Origin of the sequence: Streptomyces sp. NPDC048650, from assembly GCF_043199095.1 — a bacterium.
Lineage (GTDB): Bacteria > Actinomycetota > Actinomycetes > Streptomycetales > Streptomycetaceae > Streptomyces.
Genome location: NZ_JBICVM010000006.1, coordinates 482,052 through 488,916, shown reverse-complemented (window position 1 = coordinate 488,916; position 6,865 = coordinate 482,052). Strand labels below are relative to the sequence as shown.

Here is a 6,865-nt window from a genome sequence, read left to right as displayed (position 1 = left end):
CCGCAGGCCGCAGGCCGCAGGCCGCAGGCCGCAGGCCGCAGGCCGCAGGCCGCAGGCCGCAGGCCGCAGGCCGCAGGCCGCAGGCCGCAGGCCGCAGGCCGCACGCCGCACGCCGCAGGCCGCACGCCGCACGCCGCACGCCGCAGGCCGCACGCCGCACACACGAAGGAACACGGCACTCGGGACGGAACACCGCGCTCACGGCGGAGCACCGCATACGCCGCGGAGCGCCGACCCACCCGCGGAGCACCGCTCACGTCCCGGAGCATCGCTCCCCCGCCCACCACCGCACCCCGGCCCCGCCAACTGCGAGACTGTTCCCATGACGGAGACGACGGTCGGCATCGGCGGCGCGGCGGAGAGCACCGACATGGTGCTGAACATCGGCCCGCAGCACCCCTCCACGCACGGCGTGCTGCGACTGCGCCTCGTGCTGGACGGCGAGCGCATCCAGCACGCCGAGCCGGTGATCGGCTATATGCACCGCGGCGCCGAGAAGCTCTTCGAGGCGCGCGACTACCGCCAGATCATCATGCTCGCCAACCGCCACGACTGGCTGTCGGCGTTCTCCAACGAGCTCGGCGTGGTGATGGCCGTCGAGCGGATGCTCGGCATGGAGGTCCCCGAGCGCGCCGTGTGGACCCGCACGCTGCTCGCCGAGCTGAACCGCGTCCTCAACCACCTGATGTTCCTCGGCTCGTATCCGCTGGAGCTGGGCGGCATCACTCCCGTCTTCCACGCGTTCCGCGAGCGCGAGGAGCTCCAGACCGTCATGGAGGAGATCTCCGGCGGCCGGATGCACTACATGTTCAACCGGGTCGGCGGCCTCAAGGAGGACCTGCCGGCCGGCTGGCTCGGCCGCGCCCGGCACGCCGTCGCCGACGTCCGTTCCCGGATGGACGTCTTCGACAACCTGGTCCTGGGCAACGAGATCTTCCGCGGCCGCACCCGGGGTATCGGCGTGCTCACGCCGGAGGCGGTGCACGCGTACGGCGTCTCCGGCCCGATCGCCCGCGCCTCCGGCGTCGACTTCGACCTGCGGCGCGACGAGCCGTACCTCGCGTACGGCGAGCTGGCGTCCGAGGTGAAGGTCGTCACCCGCGAGGAGGGCGATTGCCTGGCCCGCTTCGAGTGTCTTCTGGACCAGAGCCACAACTCCCTCGACCTCGCCGACGCCTGCCTGGACCGGCTCGCCGAGCTCCCGCCGGGCCCGATCAACCAGCGGCTGCCCAAGGTCCTCAAGGCCCCGGAGGGCGCGACCTACGCCTGGACCGAGAACCCGCTCGGCATCAACGGCTACTACCTGGTCTCCAAGGGCGAGAAGACCCCCTACCGCCTCAAGCTGCGCTCCGCGTCGTTCAACAACATCCAGGCGCTCACGGAGCTGCTGCCCGGCACTCTGGTCGCCGACATGGTGGCGATCCTCGGCTCGCTGTTCTTCGTCGTCGGGGACATCGACAAGTAGGGCCCGTCCCGAGGGCGGGCCCGCTGCACCGGGGCGGGCCCCTGGGCGCACGGGGCCGGCGGCAGCACTGTCCACAGGATGTGGACGAACAGGGCCCGGACGAGCAGAGCACCGAGCCTGGACGAACAGGGCCTGGGTGGGCAGAGCCTGGGCGGGGAGAGTCTGGGCGGGCAGGGCCTGGGCGGGCAGGGCCTGGGCGGGGAGTCTGGGCCGGCGATGCCCGAACTCCCCCGGGACGGTCGTCCGGACCTCACCGCGTCAGCCCGTGCATCAGCCCTGTATCAGCCCGTACCGGCCCGGCTGCGGAAGGCGAAGTCGAGCATCCTCGCCGCGTCACGGAACCGGTAGGCGTCGTTGAGGAGGGCGCCCACGACGGTCCGCTTCCCCCGCTTGGCCGCGAAGACCAGGCAGTAGCCGGATCGGCTGCCGGTGCCGGTCTTGATGCCCATGGCGCCCCGGTACGAGCCCAGCAGCTGGTTGGTGTTGTACCAGGTATAGGTGCGGTGGACGTTGGCCGCCCGCTGCCGGGTGCGGGCCGTCTGCACGATGGTGGTGAAGGTGCGGTTCTGCAGGGCGTGACGAGCGAGGCGGACGAGGTCGCGGGGGGTGGTGTAGTTGCGGCCGTGGGCGATGCCGTCGAAGGAGTCGTAGTGGGTGCGGCTCAGCCCCAGGGATCCGGCGCGCGCGTTCATCCGGGCGATGAACGACCGGGTCCGCCCGGCCGTGGTGGCGCCCGTACCGAAGGTGTCGGCGAGCGCGTACCCGGCGTCGCAGCCGGACGGCAGCATCAGCCCGTACAGCAGCTGGCGCACGGTCAGCTTGTCGCCGGTGCGCAGGTCGGCACTGCTGGCGCCGTAGCGGGCGGCGTAGTCGCGGTAGGACTGTTTGACGGTGACCCGCTTGTCGAGGTTCAGGCCGCGCGTCTCCAGGACCACGACCGCCGTCATGACTTTGGTGGTGCTGGCCATCTCCCGGCGGGTGTCCGCGGCCTTCGCCCACAGCGACCGGTTCGTCCCGCTGTCGAGGAGGTAGGCACCCTTCGTCGTGATTCCGGACGGGCCGCCCGCCGCCCGGGCCGGGGCCGCCGGCAGGGCGACGGCGAGCGAAACCGTGGCCGCCATCAGCGCGAGGCCCCATCCCCTGCGCCGGACCGCATGACCCCCACACAGCTCCATCGAGGCTCCGTCCCTGAACTTCCGCACACCGTTGCCGAGGGGAGCGCATCGTCGCACCCGCCGCGGCCTCGGCGAAGTAGGACAATCACTCGTGTCGTACGTCGAGTGGCGTGGCGCGCGGGACGGAGCCCTTTCCGGGCGGCCTACGAGATGGCGGTGCGCAGCTCCGCGAGGTCGAGCTGCTCGGTCTCGTCGTGCGCGGTCAGGTCGATGACTGCGCCCACGCCGCCGGTCGTCGCGCCGTCAGGCGACGTGGCCTCGGGGGCCGTACGGGCGGCCGGCCGCACGTCCGCCGGTGCACCGACGTCCGCCGCGACCTCACCCGTCTCGCCGTCGGCCGTCAGGGCCTTCGGATGCGGCTGCGCGGGGCCGTTCGAGCGGGTGCGGGCGCGTGCCGACTGCTCGGCCACCGCCTCGTCGCCGACGACGTCCGCCAGGTCCTCCTCCAGGGGCCCGGCCAGTTGCCGGGGCTGGGCGGAGACCGCGTTGCCGAAGAAGTCGAAGCCGCCGAGCATGCGGGACGCGGCGGGGCGGGGCGGAGCCACAGCGGCGGCGGCAGCCGGGACCCGCCGGAGCGCGGGTGCGGCAGCCGCCCCGGACTTCCCCCGGCTCTCTTCACCGTCCCCGTTCGGCGTGGCGCCGTTGCGGGCGTCGTTGCGGGTGCCGTTGTGGGCGCCGCCGCGTACTGCGCCGCGTTCGCCGTCCCGCTGCCGGGCCGCGTTGCGGGCCAGCTGTCGCAGCGCCCGGTCGGCGCGGGCGTACGCGGCCGGGGCGGGAACCGCGGCAGGTGCCGCAGCGGGGGCCGGGGCCGCGGCGGCAGCCGGGCGGCGGCGGGTGCCGGCCGGCAGCGCTCTCGCCGGCTCGGCGGCCTCGATGGCGAGCAGCCGGCGGCCCTCCAGGGCGCTGGCCCGCTCGGTCTCCGCGGTGGCATAACGGCGCAGCAGTTCGGCGTGCTCGCTGCGCAGCCGGGCCAATTCGGCGCGCTTGGCACGCAATTTGGTGTCCAGCGCGGTGCGGATCTCGCGGGACTCCTCGACATCCGTTTCGAGCTCGGCTATCCGCTCCTCGGTGCGCCACTCGTCGCGCACTCTGGCGCGGGTGAGTTCGGCGACGCGTTTTCCGGCCTTACGGTCCCAGGTCCGCAGGAGGACCGCGCCGCCGATTGCGGCGGCCGCCGCGCCCGCGGCGAGTACCCGCTGCACCAGATCGTCGCCGACAAACCACGCGCCGGTGGCGCACGCAATCGACGCACCGGCGACCGTCGACGGAGGAAGCAGCCGGTGGAGGGGCGGTGAATGGCGGTGGCGTCCTCGTGGCATGGCCAGAAACTTACCGTGCGTGCGGGGCCTATGGGGCCCCGCCCGCCAATCCGTTTCTCGGTGGTTACTTCTTCAGCAGCCCCTTGGACTCCAGATATGTCTGCGCGACATCCGCCGGCTTGAGCCGCTCGGCGTCGACCTTGCGGTTCAAGTTGATCAGGTCCTCGGTCGTGAGTGTGCTGGTGAGCTTGGACAGCGCGGTCTCGATCTCCTTGGCGCCGGCGCTCTTGGCATTCACCACGGGCAGCACGTTGTCGGCGTTCTGCAGCTTCTTGTCGTCCTTGAGCAGCACCAGGCCGAAGTTGTCGAGCGTGGCGTCCGTGGTCGTGGTCAGGACCAGCTGGTCGGTGCCGTCCTTGACCGCCTGCTTGGCCTGCGGGCTCCCGACGCCCCTGGGGTCGAGGCGGGCTATGTCGATACCGTACGTCTTCTCCAGGCCCGGCTTGCAGAACACCCGGGTCTCGCACTCCTCGCCCGAGGCGAGGGTGATCCGCTGCTTCGAACGGCCGAGGTCGGAGAGCGTCTTGAGCTTGTGCTTCGCGGCGAATTCCTTGCTGACCGCGAAGGCGTTCTGGTCGGTGGCCCGGCCCGCGGCGAGCACCTTGAGTCCGTGGGGAGCGGCGAGCTTCTTGAGGGCCGTCACGGTCTTGTCGATGTCGCTGGAGGCCACCGGCTTCGCCTTGGGCCCGTTCTTCTTGGCGTTCAGGAATTCGGCGAGTGTGGAGGCGTATTCCGGAACGACATCGATCTGGCCCTTCTCCAGGGCAGGTTCGTACAGCTCGCGATTGGCCAGCGTCTGCACCCGGGCGCGGTATCCGGCGTCATTGAGGATCTTGGAATATATCTCGGCGAGGATCTTCGACTCGGTGAAACCGGCCGAGCCGACGACGATCTCGCCCTTCGAGCCGCCGCTGTCCTTACCTCCCTTGTCCTCCAGGCTCTGGCCCTGGCACGCGGCCAGTCCGCCCGCCAACGCGATCACTGTCCCCGCGACAAGCGCGGTGCGCGCACGGCGCGACTTGCTGCTCATGGAATTCACCATTCAGTCCGTTCGGATGGGGTCGGGTGACGTCGGATGAGGTCGGGTGAGGTGGAGTGAAGGGATGAGGTCGGGTGAAGGGATGGGGGCGAAGCGGGGCGAGGTCGGAGCGGATCCGGGGCAGAGGCCGACGGGGCCGAGGGGCCGACGGGGCCGGTCCGTACCGCGGCGGCATCGCACGCGCCCGGGCCGGCGGCCGGCGGGTTCCCCTACCGCGACCGCACCGTCACCCGGCCCCCGCCCGGCGCCGCCGCCGCATCGGATCGAAGCCCCGGTCGGCCAGGACCAGCGCCCCCTCGACGAGCAGCGCCAGTACGGCCACCAGCAGGGCGCCGGCGACCACCTGCGCGGTGTCGTAGTTCCCGAAGCCGGCGGTGATGATGCGGCCCAGGCCGCCGCCGCCCGCCAGCGCGGCCAGCGTGGCCGTCGCCACCACCTGTACCGCCGCCGACCGTATGCCTGTCATGATCAGCGGATAGGCGAGCGGTATCTCGACCTGGAGCAGGAGTTGCGGCCCCGACATGCCCATCCCCCGTGCCGCTTCGACCACGTCACGGTCCGCTTCCCGCATGCCGAGGTAGGCGTTGGTCAGCAGCGGCGGCACTGCGAACAGCACCAGCGCGATGACGGTCGGCACGTCCCCCTGCCTGCCCAGCGGGCTGAGCGTCAGCAGCACCAGGACCGCGTATGTCGGCACGGCCCGGCCCACGTTGGAGACGTTGACCGCCAGCGCCCCGCCCTTGCCCAGATGTCCCAGCCACAGCGCCAGGGGAAGAGCTATCAGGCAGGCGATGACCAGGCACAGCCCACTGAGCCAGATGTGCTCGCCCAGCCGGTGCCACACGCCCTTCTCCCCGGCCCAGTTGGCGCCCGTGATCAGCCACTGCCACGCGTCCGCTACCGCCCCCACCGGCTCAGCCCTCCTTCCGCACGGTGCGCACCCCGAGCCGCGCCCGTGTCCCGCCCCGCGCCCCGGGCCACGCCCGCTTCTTCGCCCGGTTCTGCGCCCGCGTCCAGGGCGTCAGCAGCCGCTGAAGGACCATCAGCAGTGCATCCGCCACCAGCGCCAGCAGTACGCACAGCACCGACGCGGTCAGGACCTCCGCCTTGAAGAAGCCCTCCATGCCGCTGGCTATGAGATTGCCCAGGCCGCCGTAACCGACCACGGAACCGATGGTGGTCATCGCCACCGTGGAGACCGTGGCGATGCGCAGTCCGGCCACCAGGGCGGGCAGTGCGAGCGGGAGTTCCACCTCGAACAGCAGCCGCGCGGGGCCGTAGCCCATGCCCCGGGCTGCCTCGCGCACCTCGGCGGGCACCGCGTGCAGGCCGGCGAGGATGTTGCGCACCAGGATCGTCAGCGAATACAGCACCAGGCCCGTGATCACCACTGCGGCCGAGACCCCGAAGACCGGCGTCAGCAGGGCGAACATCGCGAGCGACGGCACGGTGTAGAGGATCGTCGTCAGCCCCAGGACCGGGCCGGCCGCGCTCCGTGAGCGCCGGGCGATCAGCGCCAGCGGAAAGGCGATCAGCAGTCCGATGAGCACGGACACCGCCGTGATGCCGATGTGCTGGACCGTCGCGTCCAGCAGTTCCTGGCCTCGGCTGCGGACGTACTCCCCGCAGATCCAGTCGTTCGCCGTCAGACAACTCTTCCCGGCCGACATGGCCGAAGTACCCGCAGTACCCGCAGTTCCCTCAGTACCCGCAGTACCCGAAGTAACCGATGTAACCGAAGTAGCCGACACGACGGTCGTGGCCATCGCTCCGCTCACCCGCCGTCACCTCCCCCGCCCCGGTCGCTGCTCATCACGGTGACTGTCTGCGACCCTAACCCCCACCACTGACAATCGGACCGGCCCGG

6 protein-coding genes are annotated in these 6,865 nt (G+C 71.6%); 1 reads left to right on the top strand and 5 read right to left on the bottom strand.

The window, feature by feature from the left end; all coding sequences use genetic code 11:
• The first annotated feature begins 322 nt into the window (after positions 1 to 322).
• The gene (locus tag ACGFML_RS20195) at positions 323 to 1,465 is read left to right on the top strand and encodes an NADH-quinone oxidoreductase subunit D (protein ID WP_393545473.1); all 1,143 of its coding nucleotides are present in this window, start codon (positions 323 to 325) and stop codon (positions 1,463 to 1,465) included.
• A 281-nt stretch (positions 1,466 to 1,746) separates the two neighbouring features.
• Here the strand turns inward: ACGFML_RS20195 and ACGFML_RS20190 are convergent, their stop codons facing one another.
• From ACGFML_RS20190 to ACGFML_RS20170, 5 genes are all read right to left on the bottom strand, one after another.
• Positions 1,747 to 2,586: a D-alanyl-D-alanine carboxypeptidase family protein gene (locus ACGFML_RS20190; protein ID WP_393545472.1), complete on the bottom strand. Its 840-nt coding sequence runs from the start codon at positions 2,584 to 2,586 to the stop codon at positions 1,747 to 1,749.
• Between the two features lie 197 nt (positions 2,587 to 2,783).
• Positions 2,784 to 3,959, bottom strand: coding sequence for a hypothetical protein (locus tag ACGFML_RS20185; RefSeq protein ID WP_393545470.1), 1,176 nt, complete (start codon positions 3,957 to 3,959; stop codon positions 2,784 to 2,786).
• A 64-nt stretch (positions 3,960 to 4,023) separates the two neighbouring features.
• Positions 4,024 to 4,989, bottom strand: a complete 966-nt coding sequence (locus ACGFML_RS20180; RefSeq protein ID WP_393545469.1) for an ABC transporter substrate-binding protein — start codon at positions 4,987 to 4,989, stop codon at positions 4,024 to 4,026.
• Positions 4,990 to 5,224: 235 nt separating this feature from the next.
• The gene (locus ACGFML_RS20175; RefSeq protein ID WP_393545467.1) at positions 5,225 to 5,908 is read right to left on the bottom strand and encodes an ABC transporter permease; all 684 of its coding nucleotides are present in this window, start codon (positions 5,906 to 5,908) and stop codon (positions 5,225 to 5,227) included.
• Between the two features lie 4 nt (positions 5,909 to 5,912).
• The gene (locus ACGFML_RS20170) at positions 5,913 to 6,668 is read right to left on the bottom strand and encodes an ABC transporter permease (protein ID WP_393545465.1); all 756 of its coding nucleotides are present in this window, start codon (positions 6,666 to 6,668) and stop codon (positions 5,913 to 5,915) included.
• Positions 6,669 to 6,865 lie beyond the last annotated feature (197 nt).